This is a genomic window from Tersicoccus mangrovi, from assembly GCF_036881825.1.
Lineage (GTDB): Bacteria > Actinomycetota > Actinomycetes > Actinomycetales > Micrococcaceae > Tersicoccus > Tersicoccus mangrovi.
Map to the genome: position 1 here is coordinate 129,764 of NZ_JBAJMW010000006.1, position 23,957 is coordinate 153,720.

The 23,957-nt window shown below is 69.7% G+C and carries 25 protein-coding genes and 1 pseudogene; 15 read left to right on the top strand and 11 right to left on the bottom strand.

Going from position 1 to position 23,957, the window contains the following annotated elements; genetic code table 11:
• Positions 1–46: 46 nt before the first annotated feature.
• Positions 47–1,120: a DUF4113 domain-containing protein gene (locus V6N00_RS13180; protein ID WP_334232899.1), complete on the bottom strand. Its 1,074-nt coding sequence runs from the start codon at positions 1,118–1,120 to the stop codon at positions 47–49.
• A 248-nt stretch (positions 1,121–1,368) separates the two neighbouring features.
• On the opposite strand from V6N00_RS13180, the gene V6N00_RS13185 reads away from it, so the two are divergent.
• Genes V6N00_RS13185 through V6N00_RS13195 form a run of 3 tightly spaced genes read left to right on the top strand, consistent with a single transcriptional unit; the run spans position 1,369 to position 5,343 of the window.
• The gene (locus V6N00_RS13185; RefSeq protein WP_334232900.1) at positions 1,369–2,409 is read left to right on the top strand and encodes a tyrosine-type recombinase/integrase; all 1,041 of its coding nucleotides are present in this window, start codon (positions 1,369–1,371) and stop codon (positions 2,407–2,409) included.
• Positions 2,406–2,762, top strand: a complete 357-nt coding sequence (locus V6N00_RS13190) for a helix-turn-helix domain-containing protein (RefSeq protein ID WP_010155374.1) — start codon at positions 2,406–2,408, stop codon at positions 2,760–2,762. The genes V6N00_RS13185 and V6N00_RS13190 overlap by 4 nt, the downstream gene beginning before the upstream one ends.
• On the top strand, positions 2,755–5,343 hold the full coding sequence (locus V6N00_RS13195; RefSeq protein ID WP_131940745.1) for a hypothetical protein: 2,589 nt from the start codon (positions 2,755–2,757) through the stop codon (positions 5,341–5,343). Before V6N00_RS13190 ends, V6N00_RS13195 begins: the two co-directional genes overlap by 8 nt.
• Positions 5,344–5,568: 225 nt before the next feature.
• Here V6N00_RS13195 and V6N00_RS13200 read toward each other — a convergent pair whose 3' ends face one another.
• From V6N00_RS13200 to merA, 5 genes are all read right to left on the bottom strand, one after another.
• Positions 5,569–6,489, bottom strand: coding sequence for a cytochrome c biogenesis CcdA family protein (locus V6N00_RS13200; protein WP_006947554.1), 921 nt, complete (start codon positions 6,487–6,489; stop codon positions 5,569–5,571).
• 3 nt (positions 6,490–6,492) lie between these two features.
• Positions 6,493–7,011, bottom strand: a complete 519-nt coding sequence (locus tag V6N00_RS13205) for a TlpA family protein disulfide reductase (RefSeq protein ID WP_006947551.1) — start codon at positions 7,009–7,011, stop codon at positions 6,493–6,495.
• Entirely contained in the window at positions 7,008–7,247 is a 240-nt protein-coding gene (locus V6N00_RS13210) for a hypothetical protein (protein ID WP_010155370.1), read from the bottom strand. Before V6N00_RS13210 ends, V6N00_RS13205 begins: the two co-directional genes overlap by 4 nt.
• An 89-nt stretch (positions 7,248–7,336) precedes the next feature.
• On the bottom strand, positions 7,337–7,987 hold the full coding sequence (gene merB / locus V6N00_RS13215) for an organomercurial lyase MerB (protein ID WP_010155369.1): 651 nt from the start codon (positions 7,985–7,987) through the stop codon (positions 7,337–7,339).
• A 20-nt stretch (positions 7,988–8,007) separates the two neighbouring features.
• The gene (gene merA / locus V6N00_RS13220; protein WP_334232901.1) at positions 8,008–9,432 is read right to left on the bottom strand and encodes a mercury(II) reductase; all 1,425 of its coding nucleotides are present in this window, start codon (positions 9,430–9,432) and stop codon (positions 8,008–8,010) included.
• Between the two features lie 104 nt (positions 9,433–9,536).
• Between merA and V6N00_RS13225 the strand changes: the two genes are divergently transcribed.
• Positions 9,537–9,926, top strand: coding sequence for a heavy metal-responsive transcriptional regulator (locus tag V6N00_RS13225; protein WP_334232902.1), 390 nt, complete (start codon positions 9,537–9,539; stop codon positions 9,924–9,926).
• 105 nt (positions 9,927–10,031) lie between these two features.
• Here the strand turns inward: V6N00_RS13225 and V6N00_RS13230 are convergent.
• Together V6N00_RS13230 and V6N00_RS13235 are read right to left on the bottom strand one after the other, a co-directional pair.
• Positions 10,032–10,283 (bottom strand): annotated as a pseudogene (locus V6N00_RS13230) (Y-family DNA polymerase); the annotation flags it as partial.
• Positions 10,283–10,714 carry a LexA family protein gene (locus V6N00_RS13235; protein ID WP_334232903.1) on the bottom strand — a complete coding sequence of 144 codons (432 nt, stop codon included), beginning with the start codon at positions 10,712–10,714 and terminating at the stop codon, positions 10,283–10,285. The pseudogene V6N00_RS13230 and the gene V6N00_RS13235, both read right to left, overlap by 1 nt.
• 158 nt (positions 10,715–10,872) lie before the next feature.
• Between V6N00_RS13235 and V6N00_RS13240 the strand changes: the two genes are divergently transcribed.
• The 3 genes from V6N00_RS13240 to V6N00_RS13250 all read left to right on the top strand — a co-directional run bounded on the left by V6N00_RS13240 (position 10,873) and on the right by V6N00_RS13250 (position 14,900).
• A complete protein-coding gene (locus V6N00_RS13240) occupies positions 10,873–11,580 on the top strand; it encodes a hypothetical protein (protein WP_334232904.1) in 708 nt (235 codons plus the stop codon).
• Between the two features lie 51 nt (positions 11,581–11,631).
• Entirely contained in the window at positions 11,632–12,921 is a 1,290-nt protein-coding gene (locus V6N00_RS13245; RefSeq protein WP_334232905.1) for a hypothetical protein, read from the top strand.
• Between the two features lie 158 nt (positions 12,922–13,079).
• Entirely contained in the window at positions 13,080–14,900 is a 1,821-nt protein-coding gene (locus V6N00_RS13250) for a zinc-ribbon domain-containing protein (protein WP_334232906.1), read from the top strand.
• A 20-nt stretch (positions 14,901–14,920) separates the two neighbouring features.
• Here V6N00_RS13250 and V6N00_RS13255 read toward each other — a convergent pair whose 3' ends face one another.
• Complete coding sequence (locus V6N00_RS13255) at positions 14,921–15,946, bottom strand: hypothetical protein (protein WP_334232907.1); 1,026 nt, start codon at positions 15,944–15,946, stop codon at positions 14,921–14,923.
• A 40-nt stretch (positions 15,947–15,986) separates the two neighbouring features.
• Positions 15,987–17,246, bottom strand: a complete 1,260-nt coding sequence (gene clpX, locus V6N00_RS13260; protein WP_334232908.1) for an ATP-dependent Clp protease ATP-binding subunit ClpX — start codon at positions 17,244–17,246, stop codon at positions 15,987–15,989.
• A 680-nt stretch (positions 17,247–17,926) separates the two neighbouring features.
• Between clpX and V6N00_RS13265 the strand changes: the two genes are divergently transcribed.
• The 8 genes from V6N00_RS13265 to V6N00_RS13300 are packed head-to-tail and all read left to right on the top strand — an operon-like array spanning position 17,927 to position 22,280.
• Positions 17,927–18,856, top strand: coding sequence for a PDDEXK family nuclease (locus tag V6N00_RS13265; RefSeq protein WP_334232909.1), 930 nt, complete (start codon positions 17,927–17,929; stop codon positions 18,854–18,856).
• Positions 18,857–18,891: 35 nt separating this feature from the next.
• Complete coding sequence (locus V6N00_RS13270) at positions 18,892–19,263, top strand: hypothetical protein (RefSeq protein WP_334232910.1); 372 nt, start codon at positions 18,892–18,894, stop codon at positions 19,261–19,263.
• On the top strand, positions 19,260–19,415 hold the full coding sequence (locus tag V6N00_RS13275; RefSeq protein WP_334232911.1) for a hypothetical protein: 156 nt from the start codon (positions 19,260–19,262) through the stop codon (positions 19,413–19,415). The genes V6N00_RS13270 and V6N00_RS13275 overlap by 4 nt, the downstream gene beginning before the upstream one ends.
• Positions 19,408–19,755, top strand: coding sequence for a hypothetical protein (locus tag V6N00_RS13280; RefSeq protein ID WP_334232912.1), 348 nt, complete (start codon positions 19,408–19,410; stop codon positions 19,753–19,755). The genes V6N00_RS13275 and V6N00_RS13280 overlap by 8 nt, the downstream gene beginning before the upstream one ends.
• Before the next feature lie 32 nt (positions 19,756–19,787).
• Positions 19,788–20,258: a hypothetical protein gene (locus V6N00_RS13285; protein ID WP_334232913.1), complete on the top strand. Its 471-nt coding sequence runs from the start codon at positions 19,788–19,790 to the stop codon at positions 20,256–20,258.
• Positions 20,258–20,461, top strand: a complete 204-nt coding sequence (locus tag V6N00_RS13290) for a hypothetical protein (RefSeq protein WP_334232914.1) — start codon at positions 20,258–20,260, stop codon at positions 20,459–20,461. The genes V6N00_RS13285 and V6N00_RS13290 overlap by 1 nt, the downstream gene beginning before the upstream one ends.
• Positions 20,458–21,765 (top strand): hypothetical protein, encoded by a 1,308-nt coding sequence (locus tag V6N00_RS13295; RefSeq protein ID WP_334232915.1) that lies wholly within the window; start codon positions 20,458–20,460, stop codon positions 21,763–21,765. The genes V6N00_RS13290 and V6N00_RS13295 overlap by 4 nt, the downstream gene beginning before the upstream one ends.
• Positions 21,762–22,280, top strand: a complete 519-nt coding sequence (locus tag V6N00_RS13300) for an HAD domain-containing protein (protein WP_334232916.1) — start codon at positions 21,762–21,764, stop codon at positions 22,278–22,280. Before V6N00_RS13295 ends, V6N00_RS13300 begins: the two co-directional genes overlap by 4 nt.
• On the opposite strand, the gene V6N00_RS13305 is transcribed toward V6N00_RS13300, so the two are convergent.
• Complete coding sequence (locus V6N00_RS13305) at positions 22,277–23,911, bottom strand: hypothetical protein (RefSeq protein ID WP_334232917.1); 1,635 nt, start codon at positions 23,909–23,911, stop codon at positions 22,277–22,279. The two genes, V6N00_RS13300 and V6N00_RS13305, sit on opposite strands and share 4 nt — an antisense overlap.
• Positions 23,912–23,957: the final 46 nt, after the last annotated feature.

The window sequence follows — 23,957 nt, forward strand, 5'->3', positions numbered from 1 at the left end:
GGCGCGACGTCGGCACGACCTAGCACCCGAGACTTCTACTCCGTCGTCAGCCGGCCTTGACGGTGAGCAGCTCGTCCCACTCGGTGGTGTACCGCGGGGACATCCGGTCTCGCTTCATCGTCCACTCCGGTGGTCGGGTCATCCCGGCGCGGCCGAGGCCCAGGGTGTGGGCGCCGAACCGGGCGTTGACGTCGGCGAGGACCCGGCCGATGTCGCGCTGCTCGTGGACGCTGATGAACTGGTCGAACACGGGGGCGGCTCCGGCCGGCTCCAACCCGGTCAGCATCACCCCGGCCTTGACGTAGGGCGCCCCGTTGACGACGCGGGCGCGGATCGTCTCGATCGCGGCGCGGGACAGCAGCACGGGGTCCGCGGTGGGGTTGGGCATCCGCACGGTCGCCGAGACGATCGAGGAGACGACGTCGTCGCGGAACCGGCTGGTGGAGGCGAACACGGTCATGATCTTGGCGACCTGCCCCTCCTTGGCCAGGCGCGCGGCCGCGGACTGGGCGTACAGGCCCATCACCTGGGCCATCCGCTCGGCACCTGTGACCGGGGTGGAGAAGGAGCGGCTGAAGATCATCTGCTGCTTGTCCGGTCTGACGGGCTCGAGCTCGATGCAGGGGGTCCCGCGCAGCTCGAGCACGGTGCGCATCACGACGACGTTGAACCGGTCCCTGATCATCACCGGATCGGCGTCGCGCAGCTGGGCGACCGTCTCGATGCCGAGCAGGTTCAGCCGCTTGCCCAGCCGGGAGGCAATTCCCCACAACCCGGTCACCGGCACACGGGCCATGATGGCGTCCACGTGCCCGGCCGGCATGGCCTCCAGGTCGCACACCCCGCCCAGATGCGGATTCTGCTTGGCGATCCGGTTGGCGAACTTGGCCAGGGTCTTGGTGGGGGCGATGCCGACGCACACGGGCAGTCCGGTGTGCTTCGCGACGGCGGCGCGGATCACCCGGCCCTGCTCGGTGTAGGCGCCGCGGCGCGCGTCCAGCCCGAGGAAACTCTCGTCGATCGAGTAGACCTCCTGCCAGGCGGCGTACCGGCCCAGCAGCTCCATGGTGCGGGAGGAGAGGTCCCCGTAGAGCTCGTAGTTGGAGGAGCGGGCGATCATGCCCCATTCCCCGCGGTATTGCATCAGATGCGAGATCCGAACGGGCGTCTGCGTCAGAAAGGCTATCGGTCGTTTCGATAGCCCCGCGATTTTCCGCGCGACGAGGTCTGACGGGCTGATAGATTCGCATCTAATGCACGATTAGCGCGTTATGTGGATGGATTGGGTGGTTGATGGGACGAGTTCCACACGGTGCGTCGTCACTGTATCTTGCGGGCGGGGTGTCGTTCCTCAACGCTCATGAGGCCGTGTTTGAGGCGATGATCGAGGGCTGGCGGATGCAGCAGATCGGTGGCCGACATCTCAAGGAGGATTCGGTGTCGCGCGCTTTGGGCGTGGTCCGGAGGTTCGAGTCGTACGCGGGCAAGAAGCCGTGGGAGTGGTCCGCGGGCGACTTTGACGAGTGGATGGCGCTGGTGTCGCAACGGAAGGTCGAAGCGTCGACGATCCGGTCGTACCAGGGGGCGGTGCGCGCGTTCTGCGATTACATCTGCTCGCCGCACTACGGCTGGGTTGACGAGTGCATGGAGCGTTTCGGGACGCACCCGGTTCAGGTCTGCCATGAATGGAACACGCTCGCGCACCTGCAGGATTACGAGGGCAAGCCGGGGCGACGCCCGTTGACGCGGTCGGAGCTGCAGCGCTTGCTGGATCATGCTGACGCCGAGGTGACGCGGTTGCTGGACGAGCGCCGCAAGGGTGCTCTGCCTGCGTTCCGGGACGCGACGCTGTTCAAGGTCGTCTACGCATGGGGGATGCGGGCGAGCGAGGCGGTTGGGCTTGATGTGACCGACTTCTACAGGAATTCGAAGGCTCCACAGTTCGGGGAGTTCGGTGTGATGCAGATCCGGCACGGGAAGTCGTCGCGGGGCGGGCCGCCGAAACGGCGGGCGGTCGTGTCGTTGTTCGGCTGGGCGGTTGAGGCTCTTCAGGAGTATGTCGAGCAGGTGCGTCCGTTGATGGTCCGGGACGGGTCGCCGGCGCTCTGGGTCTCGGAACGCGGGACGAGGCTGCGCACGCGGGAGCTGGCGTCGAGGTTCGCCGTCTACCGGACGGCGCTGGGGCTGGATGAGGTGTTGACGCCGCACGCGCTGCGTCATTCCTACGTGACCCACCTGATCGAGTCCGGGGTCGATCCCGCGTTCGTGCAACGTCAGGTCGGGCACCTGCACCAGTCGACGACGGCGATCTATACGGGCGTGAGCGCGGACTACATGAACACGATGATGAGTCAGGCGATCGAGAAGACGCGGCACAGGCCGCGCGATGAGGAAGAGAGCGGGCGATGAGACTGATCGGGTTTGAGTGGCGGCTTCGGGAGGTGATGGCGGCGGCGGGAATGTTCTCCACGACGAAGCTGGTCCCGCTGCTGGAAGAGCGGGGCGTCTACTTGTCGACGAGCCAGGTATATCGGCTCGCCGCGGAGAAGCCGGAGCGGATGAACATGCAGGCGCTGGTCGCGCTGCTGGACATCTTCGATTGCACGTTCGAGGAGCTCGCGCCGCGGGTGGTCCTCGGCAGCGCGGTCGCAGCGACCGGGACGACCGATCCTGGGCCGGAGCGGGGCGATTCGGCGACGAACCGACTCCGGGAGTCGGGCCTGAAGCCGCGTAGGGCGCAGATTCTCCCGCCGGATGCTTGACCCGGTCTTCGCCGCGCTGACCACGCAGATCGCCGCCGTCGAGCAGGCTCTTCCGCGTGAGCGGATCGCCGAGATCGTGAACGGCTCGTTCCGGCAGCTGCCGGTTGCCCGCCGGACGCTCGACCTGGTCACGCAGGCACCCGGGCTGCTCACCGCGGCGGATCCGCAGACCACGCCGGCTCTGGCAAGTCTGTTGCTTCGCCTCCACGAGGCTGGAGCGCGGACTGTCCGACCGCCGCGTTGCGCACACTGCGGCGGGCTGCGGAAGCTGCTGCAGCGCACGCCGACCGGGCGGATCTGCGCTCCATGCGGTCGCCGTCTCGCTTCCAGGAGCGGACTCTGTGATCGTTGCGGGCACACCCGCCGCGTGCAGACAGGGCCCGGTGAGAGCGCGTACTGCAAACGATGCTGGGTCGACATGAAACCCGAAGCGGCCGAGCGCATCGTCGAGCAAGTCCGCCGCCATCGCCGTGTCGCGACCGCGACCATCCTTCGAGCGGTGGAGCAGATGGCGGCGGACGGGAGGGACCGCCGAGTGCGGCTGATGCTCGAGCTGCAGGCCCACGGCGCGGAGTGGTTCTCCGACCCGGCCGCGGGCTCTGTGCTGTTCGGCACGTTCTACGACCTTCTCCACGCGGACGGCGCGCGTCTGCCCGAACGACGCTGCGGAGGCTGCGGCACCACGCGCACGCTCACCGAACGCGTCGAGGGACGAGTGAGCTGCCGACGCTGCTACCGGATCGCGCACCATGCCCCCTGCGATGGCTGCGACGACGTCACCAACCTGGAGCGGGTGCTCTCCGACGGGCGGCGACTCTGCCAACGCTGCACGAACAAGCTCCCCGACGAGAACGCCGTCTGCGTGAGCTGCGGCAACCATCGACTGATCGCCTACCGCAGCCCGGAGGGCCCGCTGTGTTCAACGTGTCGGAGCTCCTCCCGGCTGGACACCTGCACGGACTGCGGGGAGCTTGCGCCCTGTTTGTTCCACGGCAGCGAGAAAGCGATCTGCAAACCCTGCTCCGACAAGGCCAGCGTCGACACCTGCACGATCTGCGGGAACGAGCGGCAATGCCGCTGGCCGGGAACCGCGCGCGCCGCCTGCGAGCAGTGCTCCAACCCTCGCCAGCCCTGCGTGAGCTGCGGGGAGGTCCGGCTGCGCCACAAGCGCACCGAAGACGGCTCCGGCTATCTCTGCTGGGCCTGCGTTCCGCCGATCATCGAGACCTGCACAAGCTGCGGAGACGCTCGGATAGTGAACGGCCGGATCGAGGGCCGGCCGTTCTGCCCGCTCTGCTATCCCCGCCAACCGGAGTCGTTCCGCCCCTGCACCAGCTGCGGGACCATCACACGGCTGATCGCGAAGCTCTGCCCCCGTTGCCGAGCCGATCAGATGATCCGGGAGATGGTGCCCGACGAGCTCGCCGCCTCCGATGCACGCATCGCGCATCTGCGAGAGCGGTGGTTCCAGGGTGCTCCGTCGAAGATCGTCTACGCCTTCGAACGCGGCACCGTCGCCTGCACGCTGATCACCCGAGTGCTCACCGCCCCATCCCTGCGCACTCACGCCTACCTCGACCAGGCCGGCTCGGAGTATCAGACCCGAGCGGTTCGGTCCGTGCTCATCGACCACGGGCTGCTCCCACCGCGGGACGAGCTGCTCGCCCGGTTCGAGCTCTGGCTCGACAGCGCACTTGCCGAGATCCCCGACCCGGGTGAACAGCGCACCGTCACCCAATACGCGCGATGGCGACACCTGCGCGCACTGCGCCGCAACACGATGCCGTCCCGATCAGGCCAGCTGTCCTGGCGGCGGCTCGAGATCGCGGGGATCATCGAACTGCTGGAATGGATCCATACCCGCGGAGGTTCTCTCGTGTCCCTCACCCAGGCGGATGTCGATGAATGGCTCACCGGCGGCCGACGCCCGTTCCTGCACCACTTCCTGACCTGGACCGCACGGGCCGGCGCATCCCGACCGCTCACCGCTCCACGCCCGCCATCAGGAGCCTTGAGCCCGCAAGCCATGAGCGACGAGGAACGCTGGCGGCTGCTCGCCGATGTCACCTCCGACCCGTCCATCAACCCGCACACGAAGCTCGCCGCGGGGCTGATGCTCATGTTCGGCGTCCGGGCGGCGAAGATCGTCCAGTTGCGCGCGGAAGACGTCACCGTCACGGACCAGGCCGTGGTCGTCCGCCTCGGCCAGGAACCTCTCGTGCTCCCCGCCGAGCTCGCGCCGGCGGCCGCGGGAGCCGCCAGCAACCGCACCGCGCCTCGCATGTTCGTGGAGAGCATCGAACAGGAGTGGGTCTATCCCGGAACCCGGGCCGGGCATCACATGGCCCCCGACACGCTGAATACCCGGCTCCGCGCTGCCGGCATCCCGCCGCGACTTGCCCGCACCGGCGCGCTGATAGCGCTCGCGCAGGAACTCCCACCCGTCGTTCTCAGCCGGCTGACTGGCCTGGACATCTCCTCCGCGATCGCCTGGTCCAACGCGATCGGCGCGAACAGCACCGCCTACGCCGCCGCGGTCGTCGAGCGCGTCGGCATGCCCCTCCCAGTCGTCCTGCACTGAAATCTGACGATGACGTTTCCAGGGATGTCACGTCGTGAGAATCGGGCGGCACCGATTCTGCTCGGCGGTCAACTCGTCTTGATCGTGGCCGCGCTCTCCTTCGACATAGGCCACGAACAACACCCACGCCGTGTCCGATGATCGGCGTCGGGTGGGAGGGCGTCTGGTGTCCGAGTTCGTCGTTCCGGTCAACCACGTCGTATGACCTTGACGTGCAGGAGCCGCTCAATGCCGCTCGGTCGGCACGCTCGGCCGGTCCCCGGGAGAGTGCGTCGACTGAGGGTCGCAGCAGTCCTCCTCGGTCCTCCGTCCGGAGTTCCGACGGCGTTGATGAAGGAATCCGCTTAGTAGCACGATGAGCACCACGGTGGTAGACAGGCCGGCGATGACGCCGGTGTTGCTTTGGAGCCAGTTCGATATCGTCGCCGAGACAGCGGCGACGTCGGTGCGCCCTGCGGAAGGGGCATCGCCGACGACAACTGGAAACCAGTACCAAGCCAGGTAGACGCCGGTGAGGATCAGGACGGCGGCGGTGACCTTGGGAACGAATCGTGTCAGTGCGGCGATCCGCCTGGACAGCACAGAACCGGCTACGGCGGCGACCACGGCGACAAGCAGCAGGACGGTGGCGGAGCCGGCGGCATAGATGGCGAAGACGAGGAGCAGCCCGACGAAACTGGCTGTCGCCTGGGCCTGGGCGATGACCGCGAGGAGTACGCCGAAGGTGCACGACAGCGAGGCCGCGGCGTAGCCGACGCCGAAGACGACCATGCGCACGGCGCTGGGCAGCCGTTCGATTGCGCGGCCGGGTATGCCGGGAAGCCGGAGGGACATAGAGCGTCCGGCTAGCATCGCCCCGCCGAGCAGCACCAACAGGATCCCGACGGCGAGGCCGAGGGCTGGGGCGGCCTGGATCAGGCCCCGTGCGCCGGCGCTTACCGCGACGCCAGCCAAGGCGAGCGTGCCCGCAAACCCGATCGTCAGCGCGAGGCCAGCCCGTAGGGCGCGCAGCAGGCGCACCGGGGCTGAGGAAGAGGCGGCGTCGCCCAGCGCATGGGTGATCCAGGCCGGGAGCAGCGCGAAGCCGCAGGGATTGACGGGGGCGATCATCCCGGCGGCGAAGGCAAGGGCGAGGAGGCCGCCCATCGCTCAGGCCCCGGCCTTGTGGAGCGCGGAGACGATCGTATCGGCGTCGGGGTCGGTGGCGCGGAAGGTCACCTGTCCGTCACTGTCGACGATGATCAGTGTAGACAGCGCGGCGACCCCGAAGCGCTGGGACAGCGCCGCGCCCTCGTCGATGGCGGCGGGGACATGCACGGCGTCGACGTACTCCATGAACCTCTGAATGGTCTCGGTAGGTTCGCGCGGATCCATGTCGACGGCGAGGAACTGGGCATCGATGCCGGCCTCCTCGGCCGCGGCTGCCGCCTGACCGAGGGATCGGACTCCGCCGACGCATTCGCCGCAGCCGACGGAGAAGAAGAACACCGCGGTGGGCTTCCCGGCGGCGGGCAGGCTGATCCGCTGAGCGTCGATGCTGGTCACCGTCGCGGCGGTGGCAGTCTCGGCAGAGACGGGATCCTTATCAACGGTGCCGCAGGCGGTCAGGATGAGCGAGCCTGCGAGCAGGAGGGTGGCGAGCGAACGACGGGCGCGGGAGCTGATCATTGGTTCTGTTCGCCCTTCGGGTCGGTGCGGTGAGCGGATTCGGTGGGCGGGCAGCAGTCAGGTTCGACACGGCCGCGGCGGGTTCGGCGGCGGACGACGACGAGCAGCACGATCGCGAGGAGCGCAATGCCCACGCCGATCACCCACGGGTTGCCGAGAAGGAGCCCGCCGATGCCAGTAAGCATTCCGCCGGCGATGAGCACGGGCAGCGCGCAGCAGATCGTCATGAGGAGCACGGCACCGGCTCCCAGGAGTAGGCCACCGCCTCGCGTTCGGTCGTCGTGTTTGGAGGTCATAGCGTTCTCGAATCCTTCTGTGTCGCGGGTCAACAGCAGCGGGGACAGTCGTCGGCCACCGGGGTGTCGTCCTGAAGCAGGTCGAGCAGGCTCGTTGTGAGCTCGTTGCCGATCCGGTAGGCCTCGGCCACCGACACCACCTCGGCACCGGGATGCTCAGAGAGCCACCCGGTGGCGTCGTCGACGGAGGCGAAATAGTGCACCTGGTTGCAGAAGGCCGAGCGGATCGAGGTGATCTGCTCCAGGTTCACCAGCGACACCACGGCGCTCGGGGGTGTGACGCCGGTGACACCGGCAACCGGATCGATGGTGACGCGGATCGTCTCTCCGCTGGCCGGGGAGACGGACTCCACGCGCGCTGGGCGATCGAGGAGGGCCGGGAAGATGAGGGTGTCCAGGGCGCACCAGGTGTAGAGCTCCTCACCGTCGACGGTGAACCGGTGCGGTGTAGGGCGCAGCGTGAGGCCCTGGCCGACGATTCGGCCCTGGTCGTCGTACTCGGTGTCCTGCATCGCGGCCAGTCCGAGCCGTACCTCGTCGATCGTGCGGCCCGCAGCCACGGACAGCTGTTGGACGGTGACGGGGTCACCGTCGGCGAGCAGCCGCAGCAGCGGGATGAGCAGGCCGGTCTCTCCCAGTCGGCTGAGCCGCTCGGGCAGTTGCATGCTGAGGTCAGACATCGTGGGTTCCTCCAGTTCGTTCACGCGCAGCACGACAGGAGCGACGGGTCGGTGGTGAAGGCCTTGGCGGCGATCCGGATGCCCTCGGCCATGGTCAGGTAGGGGGCCCAGGCGTCGGCGACCTCGGCGACCGTCTTGCCGAGCACGTGGACCCCGGCGGCGGCGAGCTCGCCGGCGTCCTTGGCGACGGCGGTGATGCCGAGGATCTTCCCGGTGTCGGCGTCCACGACGATCTTGACGAAGCCGCGGGTGTCGCGGTTGACCAGTGCGCGGGGCACGTGGTGCAGGGGCAGGACGCGGCAGTCGCAGCGGATCCCGGCGGCGACGACGTCCTTCTCGGTCATCCCGACCGCGCCGATCGCCGGGCCGGTGAACGTCACCCTCGGCAGTCGGGCGTAGTCCACGGCCCGATCGGCGTCGGCGAACGCGTTCTCGGCGACGAGGGTGCCGTGGTGGGCGGCGACGTAGACGAACTCGGGGTGGCCGGTCACGTCGCCCGCGGCCCAGATCCGCGGGTGGGAGGACTGCATCCGGTCGGAGACGACCACCTCGCCGAGGTCCCCGGTCTTGACCCCGACCCTGTCGAGGCCGAGCCCATCGGTGGCCGGTCGTCGTCCGAGGGCGACGAGCACCTGGTCGGCGCGGAACTCCTCCCGGCCGCCGGCGACGTCCGCGGTGACGACGGCCTGCCCGGTCGCGGCGTCGCGGGACACCCGCGTCGGCAGCGCGCGGCGGACCACCCGGATGCCCTCGTCGGCGAACACCTCCTGCAGTGTCCGGGACACCTCCGGCTCCTCCTTCGACGCGAGCCGGGACCGCACCAGCACGGTGACCTGGGAGCCGAGGCGGGCGAACAGCTGCGCCTGCTCCAGGGCGACGTAGCCGCCGCCGAGCACCAGCATCGACTCAGGGAGTTCGGTCAGCTCCATCGCCGTGGTCGAGGTCAGGTACCCGGTCTGGTCCAGGCCGTCGATCGGCGGGGCCCACGGCCGAGAGCCGGTCGCGACCAGGTAGTGCCCGGCCTCGATCGTCTCGGTGCTCCCGTCGTCCCCGGCGACCTGGAGGACCGGTGCGTCGGGGGTGCCGGCGAACGCGGCGTCGCCGCGGCGGACGGCCCAACCGTAGGAGTCGGCGACGTCGGCGTACTTCTCGCCCCGCAGCGACTCGACCAGCGCCTGCTTCCCGGCGATCAGGGCGGGCATGTCCACTGGCCCCGCCGTCGTCGCGATCCCCGGGAACCGGTCGGCGGCGTCGGCCGCGGAGTGCCGTGCGTCGGCCGCGGCGATCAGGGCCTTCGACGGCACGCAGCCGGTGTTCACGCAGGTGCCACCGAGCGTCCCGCGCTCGATCATCACCACCGACTTGCCGAGCGTGGTCGCGCGGATCGCGGCGGCGAACGCACCACCGCCCGATCCGATGATGGCGAGGTCGTACTTCGTGGGCATCGCAGCTCCCGTCACTTGGGTTTCTCTTCTTTCTCGGCCATAGTGGACCTTCCAGTGCAGGGGAAGGTCAAGAAGGCTTCTGCCGAAAGAAAAGGGGGCCTGCGATGCGCATCGGGGAACTCGCCGAGCGGGCGGGAACGACGGCGAAGACGCTGCGGTTCTACGAGGAGCAGGGCCTGCTGCCCCCGGCCGAGCGCACGCCGTCCAGATACCGCGACTACGCGCCCGAGACGGCCGCCCGGATCGACTTCGTCCACCGCGGCCAGGCCGCGGGCCTCACCCTCGCCCAGATCCGCCAGATCCTCGACATCCGCGACGGCGGCGCTGCTCCCTGCGAGCACGTGCGCGATCTCCTCGACGCGCGCCTCGCCGAGATCGAGCAGCAGATCGCCCAGCTCACAGCGCTCCGAGACACCATCGCCGAGCTCAGGCACGACGCCGCGCAGCCCGACCCCGACTCGTGCAGCGCGGACCAGGTCTGCCGGTACCTGTAGCTCACGGAAAATCCTCTCAGCTCTCCCAAGCGACGAGAACGGAAAGTCGTGCAGAATCCCCCGTCCGCCAAATAGCGCCAAATCAAATAACGCGCACTACCAATAGGAGCGGGCGCGCGCTGCCAGCTGGAACCAGGGGGTGCCATTGTCGACCCCGAGCTTCTTCACCTCGTCACTCCTGGCGACGACGCAGCCGTCGTTGTTGGACAGGACGACGACGGGGATCCCAGCCAGGGTGGGGTCGAAGGCCCTCTCGCAGGAGACGTAGAAGGAGTTCACGTCCACCAGGGCGGTGCGGTGACCGGCCCCGAGCGGCGGACGGTCCGCGGCTGCGGCTGGGAGGGGGTCATCGCCCATCAGAGGTGGTGGAGACAGGTGGTGGCGACGCCCCAGATGGACAGGTCTGCCAGCTCGGGCACGCGCACGTCGGGGTAGTCGGGGTTCTCGGCCTGCAGCACGACCCCGAAGCGGGTGATGCGCATCCGCTTGACCGTGAGCTCGCCGTCGAGGATCGCCACGACCACCGACCCGTCCACCGGTTCGCGGGCCCGGTCCACCACCAGCTCGTCGCCGTCGCTGATCCCGGCGCCGGTCATCGAGTCCCCGGCCACCCGCACCACGAACGTCGAGGTCCGGTCGTGGATGAGGTGCTCGTTCAGGTCCAGGCCACCGTCGTAATAGTCCTGCGCCGGGGACGGGAAGCCGGCCGGAACGGCCACCGGGGCGAGCGGGATCGCGACCCGTTCGACTTGGTCGGGGAGGGTGTTGATCTGCACGACGACGGACATCGCGAAGCCTCCCGATTAGAACACATGTTCGATTACCGGATCACGGTAGCACCGGGAACCGACAGCCGGCGACGGCGCGATTGAACCGCCGTGACGCAGTGGCGGATCGCCGTACACAGACCTGGTGAACCACCCCGTCGCGACATCCAGGAGACCCGATGGCCATCACCGCCCGCGCCCGCGTCCAGCGGGGCGTACCCGAAGGCGGCGAGTTCGCCGCCACCAGCCACGGCGAGCCCACCATCAGCCTGAGCGCCCCAACGACGCGTCAGGCCGCCGATGCGACGCGCTACGCGGTCGACCAGCACCGTCAGCTCGAAGCCATCGCCCAGGCCAACAGCACCCGGATCGGTGTCATGGCGGCCCAGGGTCTGGCTGCCAGCATCCGTGGCCGGCACCCGGAGGCGACGACCATCACCTTCACGGCGCCCGACGATGACCGGCACGAGTACGCCCTGGAAGGCGTTCAGGACGCCGACGGCAACGAGCTCGACGTCGAGTTCGAGACCGACGAGATCGAGCTGGGCTATCAGGTGCGCCGGTGCCTGGGGGAGGCCGACTTCATCGACTCGGACTACAACCACGAGCTCGACCGGAACGTCGCCACCGTCGACATCGACGCCGCCCTCGCCTACCGGCCCGAGCAGCAGACCGCTGCCGAGCGCGGGGAGGACATCGTGACCGCCTACGCCGCCACCCAGTACGGGGTGCACGAGGAGGTGGACGACCGCATCATCGTCCGCGACCTGCTCACCGACCTGCACCACTGGTCCGACCGCGAAGGCGTCGACTTGAACGAGCGCAACGAGGCCGCCGGGAAGGTCGCCTGGGAGGAGACCGAGCTCGCCAACTGGTCCGACGACTGAGCCCCGCAGACCCCAACCCCCGACCATCCCAGGCCTAGGAGCGACCACCCCATGAGCACCACCACCGTCCGCGCCCGCGTCCAGCGAGGTGTCCCCGAAGGCGGCGAGTTCGCCGCCACCAGCCACGCCGAGCCCGCCATCAGCCTCATCACCACCGCGCCGGCAACTGTCCCGGCCACGATCGAAGAGGCCCGGGTCGCCGGCTACCAGGCTCGCTATCCGCACCGCGATCTGGAGCAGGCCAACGCGGTGGCCGACCGGCTGCGCGCGGCCGCGGACCGGGACTGGTATGTCGTCGATGAGGTGGAGAGGATCGCCGATGACGGCGACTTCCCGGCCCGCGAAGTCTGGGACATCCGCGACAACCTCACGGACCTGCCCTCCGGGGTGCGCGACCGCGGGCCGTCATTCCGGCGCGGGCCCGCCGCCGCCGACGTGCTCGCCCTCACGGCCTCCGGCGCGACATTCCGCAACTGCTACGACGACCGGACCGACGGGACCCTGACCGTGAACACCGACGGCGTCGGCGCGATCCGAGTCAAGGCCGACGAGGACGGACGACTGCTCATCGGCCGGACCGAGGAGGACGGCACCGAGGTGTTCGTCGGCGGCGGGTCTGAGCTGACCGACGCACAGCTGTGGGCACAGGAGATCACCGGCCGCGTCGACGCCCAGGCCATGAGCACCGCCTCCGCGCACACGCCGCAGACCGGGCAGCTCGACGGCCACTTCGACGACGAGACCGGGGAGGCTCGGTTCACCTGGCGGGACGGCACGCACACCGTCACGGACACCGAATCGACCTTCGAGCCCAGCGGCCGCACCGTGGACTTCCACATCGACGCCAAGGGGGAGGCGCACTTCGAATACGATCAGAGCGCCGAGGGACACGAGCGGACCGCTGACGCTCTGGTCGCCATGTACAGCGGGACAAAGACCGCCGCGGAGGCGCACCACAACCTGACCAGTCTCGCCCGGGAGACCCGGGACCGGATGATCTGGCACCCCGACGTCGCCGGGCTGCGGTTCGCCCACCGCGAGGGCCCCATCCGCGACGGGATCGAGGGCATCCGGTACCGCGACAGGATCGAGAGCCAGCTGCCTGACGGGGTGAAGCTCGGCACTACTCGCGGCGAAGCGGTCCTGTGGGCCGAAACCGCGGACTGGGCCGCGCGCGTCCAGATCGCCCCCGACGGCACCACCCGCTACTTCGTCAACGGACAGCAGACGATCGGCCTGGACCCGACCAAGCGCAAACAGATGACCCTGGACCGTGCCTTGGCCGAGCAGCGGGAGAAGCTGACTGTGCTCGCGACGGCCGCCTACCGCGGCGTCGCCTGACACCTGCCCGAAACGCTCAACGCCCCGGTGCCCGTGATGGGTGTCGGGGCGTTCCCGGCCCCGCCTCCGGGTACCTGCTGAACGTCGGCCCGATAATGAGATCTGCCGCCGAACCCTGACTCAGCAGGACGGCGACGATCAGGATGATGGGGGAGATGGTGAGCGTCACCAGCACGAACAGGCCGACGGCCACGGGGCAGATCTGCTCGACCGGCGGGTGTGACAACGAGGCCGCCTACAAGACGCGCTCGAAGCCGGCCTACTGCTTGGACTGCATCGACCTGATCCTCCTCACTGGAGGACTGAAGCCAGCCGAGCCGTTCACCGGGCCCGACGACTGGCGGCTGACCACCTGCCTCACCTGCGGCTCCCGAGCTCACTACAGGCTGGCCTACACCCTGGAGAAGAACGCGCAGGGCGAGGCGACCTGCCGGATCTGCCACTGGACGGAGTGGACGGCCGCCAACGGGCCCTCCAGCGACTACGCCGCGACGTTCGTCCTCTCCGCAGACCAGGTGACCGCGAGCCTGGGCGCGAAGGGCTTCGAGCTGGTGAGCGCAATGCAGGACGGCTTGAACGTGGACGACCCGGTTCTTGTGCGCTGCCGATCCTGCCTCCGGATCACGGCGAACCGCCTGAGCGACGCCACCGGCGGCCACAAGTGCGCCAGCATCACCCCAGCCACCCCGCCCCCCGCGGCACAGCCCAAGACGACTCAGAACATCAGGTCGGAGCACCCGACTCGCCCTCGACGCGCGGGCGTGCTCCTGTCCGAGAGCGGGCACGCAGCTCTGGCGTGGTGGGATCACGACCGCAACAGCGAAAGAGACTTCCGCACCGTCACCATGCGCGCGAGCCGCACGTGCCAGTGGGTCTGCCCCGACTGCGGGCTCTCCTTCGCAGCGAAGGTGCTGGACATGACCGCCCTCCGGCCGACCTGCCCGGACTGCGAGGAACGGCGCCACGCCGAGTGGGAAGAGAGGTACGAGCGGCTCAAGCGCACGCCGATCTCTGACGTCCCTGAGCTGCTCGCCGCCTGGGCGGACGACGCCGACCCCCGGACAGTGATGGTCGCAGACTTCGAGCTCCGACGGTTCCGGTGCCCGGCCGGGCACCACCCACGGGTCAGCCCGACGCGGTTCCTCGACGCAGAATGCCCCAGCTGCCGCTCCGCCCGCACCCGCCAAGCGCAGAAGGACTGGCTGGCCGACATCCTGCCCGAGATCGCCTCCCAGTGGCACCCCACGCTCAACGGCAAGCTCACCCCCGACAAGGTGGTGTGGGACTCGAAGCGGGTGTTGTGGTGGAAGGCGGAGTGCTGCGGGCACGAGTGGCAGGAGAGTCCTCGCTCCCGCGACAAATACGCCAGGCTCCACTGCCCCAGCTGCGGCACCATTCTCGGCTCGCTCGCATGGCAGGATCCGGGCCTGGCCGCCGAGTGGAGCTCGGCGAACCCGCTCACGCCCTGGCAGGTGCGGCCCCACGCGAAGACGTCCTTCGTCCCTGCCTGGGTGTGCGCCACCGACCCCGCGCACGTGTGGCAGCAGTCGCTGAGTGCCCGGTCCAACGGAGCCGAGTGCCCCGAGTGCCGGCAGGCCGGCAAGTCCAAGGTCGAGCTGGCGCACCACGCCGCCGCTGCCGAGGTGTTCCCCGGTGCGCGCTCCGGCGCGCTCATCCGGGACGAGGCGTTCGAGACGAGGAAGTCCTGGACGGCGGACATCAGCGCTGACGTCGATGGCCGCACCGTGGTGATCGAGTACGACGGCGCCTACTGGCACGCGGCCGCGGCGAAAGTGCTGGTCGACCAGAGCAAGACCGCCGACCTGCTGGCGGCTGGGTTCCGCGTCGTGCGCCTGCGCGAGGACCCCTTGCCGCCCCTGGCGCTCGAGCACGAGGATTACAAGGAGATCCGCGTCTACGCCACGGCGCCGCGACCGGAAGCGGTCATGGCGCACATCCGGGACTGGCTCAGCAACTGAGCCTGACCCCCCGGCGGGGGTCAGGCTACGCCTTCGCGCTTCTTCTTCGCCGCGACCTTCTTGGCGATGATCTCCTCCTGCTCCTCCCGGCTGGTGCCGTGCTTGGCGACCAGGGCGTCCACGAGCAGCCGCTGGGCCTCCTCGACGTCGGCGACGTACTGGTGGTCGCCTCGCTGGGCGTGGCGGGCGTTGTCCACGTGCTCGCCGACCAGCCACTGCACCGCTGAGGCCTCGGTCGTGAACGACTCGGTCTCGTTCCAGCCGTTCGGGTGCGGGGCGATAAGGACCAGGGGGCCGCCGTCGGGGCCGGCGATCGCCTTGGCGGCCTTGGCGTGGGCCTTCTCGACGGCCTTGGCCTCTCGCTCGCGCCGGGCCGCCTCCTTGGAGACCTCGTCGTGGGAGAGCATCTTGGTGGGCAGGGTGTGCTTGTCGCCGATCGGGGCGGACGGGTAGCAGGTGGTGCACGCCCGGTAGCCGGCGGCGGCCACGATGTCCTCCTCCGACTGGTCCGAGTAGTCGGTCATCCACTGGAACTGGGTGGCGGACTCGCCCCGGTTGCAGGTCGGGCAGCGCATCGAGGAGTGCACGTGCCCGTCGGAGCTGGTGGCCAGGAACGCGCGCGGCCACGGCCGGGCCGCATACTCGACGTTCAGCGGTTCGATCACCGCGGCGATCTCTTCGACCTTGGCGACCCGCTCGTCGTAGAACGCCAGGTCCGCGTGCTCCGGGTTCTTGGCAGCGACGACGTCGTAGGCCTCCTGGTCGGTCATCTTCCACGGGCCCCGCCCGTACGGGCCGGTCTTGCTGTCGCCAGCGGTGTAGTGCAGGCCCCTCGCAGCCCCGGCGACCCGCTGCTTGGCGGTGCTCAGCTCGCTGTACAGGCCGGCGAGCTCGACGTCGATGTCCTGCGGCTCCCGGTGCGCGTGCGGGCGCGCCGGGACGGGGGAGAGGCTCAGGGACGGCTCGCCGTGGGCGGTCGTGCGGAACTGGCCGCCGGTGCTGTCGGCGGCACCCTTGAGGTGACGGGAAGGCAGTGAGGTGCTCATGCCCCTCATGTGTGCGGCAACATCCCCCGGTGGCGAGAGGTCAGGCGATCTTCTTCGCCTCGGCGGCGGTGAGCATGATCGGGTCGGCTCCGGTGGTGATCGTCTCGGCGGTGAGGATGACCTCGGCGATATCTGAGCCGGGCACGGCGTACAGGGCCGGTGCCAGTGCCTTCTCCATGATGGAGCGCAGCCCGCGCGCCCCGGTCCCGCGCGCGGTGGCCAGGTCGGCGATCGCCTCCAGGGCGTCCGGTTCGATGACCAGGGTCGCGCCGTCCAGTGCGAGCAGATGTTCGTACTGGACGGTCAGGGCGTCCTTGGGGTCCGTGAGGATCCGCACCAGGGCGTCCCGGTCCAGGGGCTCGACGGCAGTGATCACCGGCAGCCGGCCGATGAACTCCGGGATCATCCCGTACCTGACCAGGTCCGCCGGCTCGACGTCGCGGTGGGACCCGGTACGTTCGGCCGCCGTGGCCAGTTGGGCGCCGAAGCCGATGCCGGAGTGCCCGGCCCGGGCCCCGACGATCTCCTCGAGCCCGGCGAACGCGCCGGCAGTGATGAACAGGATGTTGCTGGTGTCGATGTGCAGCATCTCCTGGCCGGGGTGCTTGCGGCCCCCGTGCGGGGGCACCGCGGCGACCGTGCCTTCGATGATCTTCAGCAGGGCCTGCTGCACCCCTTCGCCGGAGACGTCCCGGGTGATGGAGGGGCCTTCGGCCTTGCGGGTGATCTTGTCGATCTCGTCGATGTAGACGATGCCGTGCTCGGCGCGGGCGATGTCCCCGTCGGCGGCCTGGATGAGCTTGAGCAGGATCGTCTCCACGTCCTCCCCGACATACCCGGCCTCGGTCAGGGCGGTGGCGTCGGCGATGGCGAAGGGCACGTTCAGGCGCCGGGCCAGGGACTGGGCCAGGTGTGTCTTGCCGCACCCGGTGGGCCCGATGAGCATGATGTTGGACTTGCCGATCTGCACCGGGTCACCGGTCGCCGCGGTGTCGGTCCCGGGGCGCGGCCAGATCCGCTTGTAGTGGCTGTAGACGGCGACGGCGAGGGCCCGCTTGGCGGCGTCCTGCCCGATCACGTACTCGTCCAGGTAGGAGTTGATCTGCCGGGGCGTGGGCAGGTCGGTGGGCGGTTCGACAGCGTCTTGTTCGTCTTCTTCGGCGATGACGTCGACGCACAGGTCCACGCATTCGTCGCAGATGGCTACCCCGGGTCCGGCGACCAGCTTGTGCACCTGGTCCTTGGTCTTGGCGCAGAACGAGCAGGTCAGCTGCTCCTGGTCAGGGGTGCGGGATGCCACGCGAGCCGTCCTCCAGGCTGGTCAAGGGTTGTCGGGTCCCGATCGTACCGAGTGGCCGGTTTCTCTCATCGGCCCTCAGCAGCGTGCGGGATGGTCGTGAACGGGGTGGTCCGGAGCCGGGTGCAACGCCACGGGCCGGCGGGGTGTTCCCGACAGCGTCGGGGGCGGTTCGGGCTCGTGTGCTACGCCCCGAGCCTCCTCGGCGGACTCGTCTCCCCGGAGCGTAGCACACGCCACCAAATGCACAAACCTGGTGGGCGAGCGAATGGCGCCGAACGGCCACCATCCGGGCGACCGGCCACGACGGCCTCAAAAGCCCTGCTTCCCAGCGCCGGCGCGGTTCTTGCCGCTTCTGGCCGACCAGCCGACCTCGCCGACCTGAAAGGTACGGCTATATAGGGGGAAGAGTGTGTTTGTTGAGAGGGAGGGTATATATAGGGGGTCCTATATGTAGTAGTAGTAGTTATAGGTAGGACAAGTATGTAGTAGTAGTAGTAACCCCCTGCTTCCCAGTGATGACGCGGAAGTTGCTGTCCGACCTTCTGGCCGACCACCCCGGGTTCCTGGTCGGCCACCTCGCCCAGGATGGTCGCCCAGCCCCACCACGCCGCCCCGGGCACCGGCCGCCCCGATCGTGCTCGGGGCGGCGCACCCGCCTGGATCTGCGCATGTCCCCGGGCATGAGCGATCGACGCAACGCCCGGGCTCGAGCCACCCCGAAGAGCGCGAGCACCCCGCGCGCGGGCCGCGGATCGAAGGCCACCTCCGCGAAGGCGCCCCGCGCCGGGAAGTCTCGCGCGGCGCAGCCCAAGCCGGCGGCCCGCAAGGCCAAACCAGCGGCTGGCTTCACCGCCACGCCGCCATCCGCCACGAGCCGGAAGGCGTCCCCCAGGAAGCCGGCGGCTGCCCGACGCCCCTCCCGGGCGCCCAAGCCCCGCGGCCTCGAGGTCCTCTACTCGGGCAAACTGTTCCGCTCCCGGCTCGAGGCGCGGTGGGCGATCCTGTTCGACCAGCTGGGCATCGACTGGGATTACGAGCCCTGCCACTACCGGGTCGGGGCGGACCTGTGGTACCTGCCGGACTTCTACCTGCCGGGCCACCGGCTGTGGGTCGAGGTGAAGGGCGCGACGTTCCTGGACGCCGAGTCGATGGCCAAGTGCCTGGCCGCCGTCGCCGGGCCCACCCCGATCTCCCAGCGCGAGGCACCCCACGACCCAGCCGATCGGCTGCTGCTGGTCAGCGCCATCGACCGCGACCGGCTCGGACGCCCGGTCCACACCATGATCACCCCGGATGCCCCCGGCCGTGCGGCCCTGATGTACGCCACGTTCGGGCCCGAGGGCGCGATCCCGGTGGGGGAGCCGTTCGACGTCGTCCCCGCCACCGGGATCAAGGCAACCCGCCGACCGTCCCCGGCCCGCACCGCGGTGCTGCTCGACCCGGCACCCGCACCGGGAACCGTCCCATCCGAGCTCGCGTCCGCGTACCGGTTCGCCGCTACCGTCACCTTCGACGAGACCACCCGGCAGGTCTCCTCCCGCAACGACCCGGCGATCCTGACCCGACTGGCCCGCCGCCGTGCCGGCCGCCCCCTCGGTGCCGCCGCGTGAGCGGAGAGCCGGTGCCTGCCGCACACATGAGTGCCATGGCCAACCAGACCAAGGACCCCGTCCGCGAACTCCGCTACGAGCTCGAATGCGCCGTGGCCACCGCCACCCACGCCACCGCCGGCCCGTTCACCATCGACGACGACGAGCACGTCTTCTACGTCCGCGAGTCAGGCAACAGCCTGGCCGTGGCCGGGGAGTTCGACTACGGCCCCTACGAGGGCTCCGCCGACGCTGCCCTGTTCGCCGAGGCCCGCGACCGGGTGCTCACCCTCACCGCCGCCGTTACCGCCGCCCTCGACCTGGCCGACGAGCTGGACCGCCACGAGGACATCGTCGCCTCGGCCTTCGCCACCGAGATCCGCAACCGCATGCTCGCCGCGATCACCGCCGCGAAGACTGCCCAGTGAGCGCCCGCACCGGGGACCGCCCCGCCGAAGACGATGGCGCCGCCGACGTGCTGGACGCGCTCGGCGACCCGGCCCGGGGCCGCGACCTAATCGCCGCCTCCCTCGATCACGCCAACACTCAGCGCACCCGTCAGGAGACCCATCGTGGCTGAGATCGTCGCCCGGTTCCTGCCTACCGGGATGGAGCCCGATCATCCGCACGTCGAGCACTACGCCGTCACGGTCATCGACCACGGCGACGGCACGTACGCCGTCGGGCACGGCAGGAAGCGGCTCACTCGCAGCGGACGCTGGGCCGACCGGGACCTGCTGCCCGCCGCGGTGTACCTGCGCACCACCCGCGCTGACGCAGAGGAGTCGGCACGCCGCGTCGTGGAGAAGGTGCGCCCCGGCGGTGGCCTCACCTGGGCCGAAAGCGTGGTGTTCGAGGCGGAGATGCGCGGCGAGGTGTCGTCCCTGGCCGGTGCCGCACACATGACGGGTGGCCGGTGAGCACCGGACGCCCGATCAGGAGGAGACCGACGATGAGCGAATTGCGCGAGGCACTGGACCGGATGCTGCGCCCGGGCCGGGTGGACACCCGAGCCCTGGCTGAGGTGCTGGCTGACGTCGCCGCTGGCTACGGGAACGACACCGGTCTGGCCCGGCGCCGGGCCGTGCTCGAGGACGGGGTGGGCGCCGTGGAGCGGTACTGCCACCGCCGCGCGGTCCGCGCGGGCCTGCGCCTGGGCTTCGCGGAGGCCCGCGACTGGTCCGGGGTGAGCGCGGACATCATGTTCGCCACGGTCAACCTGGTGCTCGCCCCCTTGGACGCCCGGCAGGACTTGCTGCGCATCCAGTCGCTGCAGGAGAAGATCCTCACCCGTGCCGCGGTCCGGGTCGTCGACGACGAGTTCGCCGGGATCCTGCAGGCCGTGGTCGAGACCGCGATCCTCGGAGTGGTCGTCGCCGACGCCGCCCCCGCCGTGACCGCCCCGGCACGGGTGGCCGCCTGATGTCTCGGTCGAGGAAGCGGACCGGCGACCTGTCGGTGCTGGACTGCATCAGCTGTTCGAGCGGTATCGCCGACGAGTCCGGTGCCCACACCGTGTGCGCCCTGTGCGCCCTGGCCGCCGAGGAGCAGGCCCCCGCCACGGTCACCGTCCTGCCCGCCACCCTGATCAGCCCCGTCGAGGCGGTGCAGGGGTGGGCGGCGTGAGCCCGGCGGTCGTCCGCCAGCCCGCGGGGATCCCCGAGGGTGGACGCTTCGCCGAGGTCCCGCACACCGAGCCCGATGTGCAACTGGCCGCCGAGCGGCGCCCGCGGCCGGAGGACCCCTGGTGGGTGATCTCCGAGATCAGTCACCACCTGGCCCCGCCGATCGGGTGGCTGCGCCTGGCCCGGAGCGACGGGAAGCCGACGAAGCCGTGTCTGAAGGCGCTGCGCGCCCGTACCGGCATCGCCGCGGACGCGATCGCCGGGGACGCCGACCCCGGGGTTCGGGACTGGGTGCAGCGACTGCTGCGCGCCGAGTTCGAGCCCTACGCCCGGAAGCTCGCTGACCCGAACAGTGCCGCCTACCTCGATAGCACCGTCAAGCCGATGGACGAGATGTGCGCCCGGCTGGGGGAGAAGATCGGGGCGTTCTTCGCCGCGGGCTGCCCCATGGTCGCCGCCGGCGGCCACCGACTGCAGGGGACGCATGAGTACCGCAGCGTGCTCGACGTCGAGGGTCGGGTCGTGCACCAGGTCCGCTCCCGCGCTGACAGTCGCCCCGAGGACGCACCCGACGGCACCGCCGCGATCATCACCTACGCCGACCGGTCCGTCACCGAGACGCACTACCGGGACGGGCGCCTGCACGACGGCACCGGGGACACCCCGACGAGGGTCACCCGCGTGCCCGGCGTCATGACCACGACCACCCGGGGCGTGCGGCACCCCCGGTGGGGCTGGATCGTCGACCAGGACTCCCCGGACGGTCAGCCCGCCTGGGTGCGCCGGTACGACGACGGCGAGGTCGAGACCACCCACTACACCGCCGACCATCGGCAGGACCCCCGGCCGGGTGTGCCTGCCCGGGTCGTCGCCTACCCGGACGGCCGCCGGACCACCATGCACTACCCGTTCGGTGCCGCCTCCGACCTGCCCGACGGGACGGCCTGCGAAGCAGAGTACGCCCCGGACGGCCGGCTGACCCGGCAGGTCCGTCGGTACGACAACTGGGCCTGGGACGGTGACGACGGATCGCCGGCCCTCGTCGAACGAGACGAGTCGTGGAGGACGACACGGGAGAAGCGCATGTACTTCGGCTCGCCGCTGGACGGTGCAGACGGCACGCCCGCCGAGCGCATCCTGCACGACAACGGCGAGGTGTCCGGAGTGCAGTCCTCCCGGCATGTGCCGCACGGCGGCACCCGGCCGCGGCTCTACCCGGCCGGCCGGTCCTGGCACGAACGCACCACCCGCGCCGAGGAGTGGCCGAACGCCCGCACCGAGCCGGTCGAGAGGCTCGAGCCGTGATCGCCGTCTACCTGGACGTCGACGGGGTGCTCAGCCCACTCCCCGCGTTCCTGGTGCCCCCCGAGTCCGCGTGGAAGGGCCGGTGGGACCGGGAGGACATCGCTGGGTTCCGTGACGTCGCCTTCCACCCGGCCATGATCGGCGCCCTGAACCAGGCGGTGACCCGGCCCGGGGTGGCACCGCGGTGGCTCACCTCATGGGAGGAGCACGCCCCGGGCGGATTCGCCCCCGCCACGGGCCTGGCCGGCCGTACCTGGCCGGTGCTCGACGGGGTGATCGGGGACGCCCCGGGGGACTGGTGGAAGCTGCGCGCCATCCGCGCGGACGTGGCGGCCACCGCCCCGGATGCCGTGGTGTGGGCCGACGACGAACTCGCCCGGCAGGAGGAGTCGACCCGGTGGCTGGCGTCCCTGGACATCCCGACCCTCGCACTGTCCCCGAACGAGGCGCTGGGCCTGACCCCGGTGCATGTTGCCCAACTGGCCGCCTTCATCGACGAGAACACGGACCGCTAGTCACCCACCCGGTACATCGGCCGAGAGTCGTAGTAGTTCCTGGCCTGTTGGTGGTTTGGGATGGTGACGAGCCTGGGTTGGGATGGGTCGTGCAGCGCGGTGTAGTCGGGCTCGCAGCGCGGCCAGTACTTCGGGCCAACGACCGCCTTCGTGCAATCCCAGGCGACGCCCGCTGGGAAATACCGCAGCGCGTGTTGCGCATACATCGGGCAAGCATCGTCAGGGTACGGGCCAAGACACATCGTGTAGTCAGTTGCCCCGGGGACGTCGGCACCGAAGAAGCCGTCGTGGTTGCCGGCGAGGATGTGACTCTCGATCACCCGCGCGTCCGGGATCGCCTTCTTCCACTCTGCGGCGACGAAGCAGTCGAAAGGGCCAAGTGGCCGACTCTGCGGGCGCCCGAGTTGGTCGGCCGCAGCGACCGGGGTACCCCGCGTGCACCACTTGCCGTTGAGTTCGGCCGGCAACCCCGGGATGATGGACACCGCGGCCGGCGGCCGGATGACGATCTGGTACCCGTTCATTATGGTGGCCGTGTCGATCGCCGCCTTGATGCCGTTGATGGCCGTCTCGATGCCTCCTGCGATCCAGGCGAAAGTACTGGCGATCACGACGGCAACGACGTCCAACAGAACGCCTTTCGCAAGCTTCTTGAACACCTTCCCGGTGCAGGGCATCACCGTCTTGATCGCGGTCGTAAGGTAGTCGGCAGCGGCCACGGCGCTGGTGACCTGGGCGGTCGACATCGACTGGAGCCCTCCTGCGCAGTCGAGGGCGTCCATGCCTTCGGAGATCTTGACGAGGTCGACCTTGCCCACCTTGGACCACGCCATGGCGGCCGTCTGGACACCAAACCAGAGTGCGGTGGCGAGGTAGGCCGGAGGTGATGGGTCGACCTTGACCCCGACAGTGCTGGCTGAGGCACCGAGCCGGTATTCGGCGGTCTCTCCGGGTCCGAGGATGTCCACTGCGTTGCCGGGCTTGGACGGGCTGGTCGTGATCTTGCCAATTAGCTTCTGGAACCCGTCGCCGATGTTCTCACCTCGCCGGGTCATGGTGAGTCCAGGGGTCCGCTCGAGGCTCACGCCGTAGCTTCTCGAGTTGTTCACCTTCAGAACCGTGCTGCCGTCCGGGCTCTTCCCCACGCACCACTTCACCCGGTCCCCGCTTCCACTGGTGACCTTCAGGCCGCTCGCCATCGCCTCGGACTCCCGGTCGCACTTGGGGTCACCGCCGGCGGTCGCGGACAGCATCTTCTGGGCGTGGTCCTTGGCCCACCCCATGAGCCAGTCCCAGCCGTCGGTGAACCAGTTGGAGAAGTGGGTGCTGGTGACCACGACGTCGGATCCGTCGACGTGCGACTGGACGTCGTAGCTGATCGGGTCGCCCGGGTTCTCGTTGAATCCGACCAGCGGTGCTGGCTTCCCCGGCGTCACCGCGTTCCTGAACCGGATCGTCGCCGGCCCGGTCAGCTGGGCGCCGGCCAGACTGATGTGCCACCCCTTGCGCCCGTCGGGCCCGTCCGCGGGAGCGACCGAAAGGCTCCCTTGTCCGGTAGCGGCGCCAGCAGGGATAGAAATCTCAGGCGAGCCGTTCGAGGAGCCCAGGACCGTGTCGACTCCGGTCTTCACCTCGGCGGATGGACTCGCCGATGCCGGCGGAGGATCCGTTCTCGCT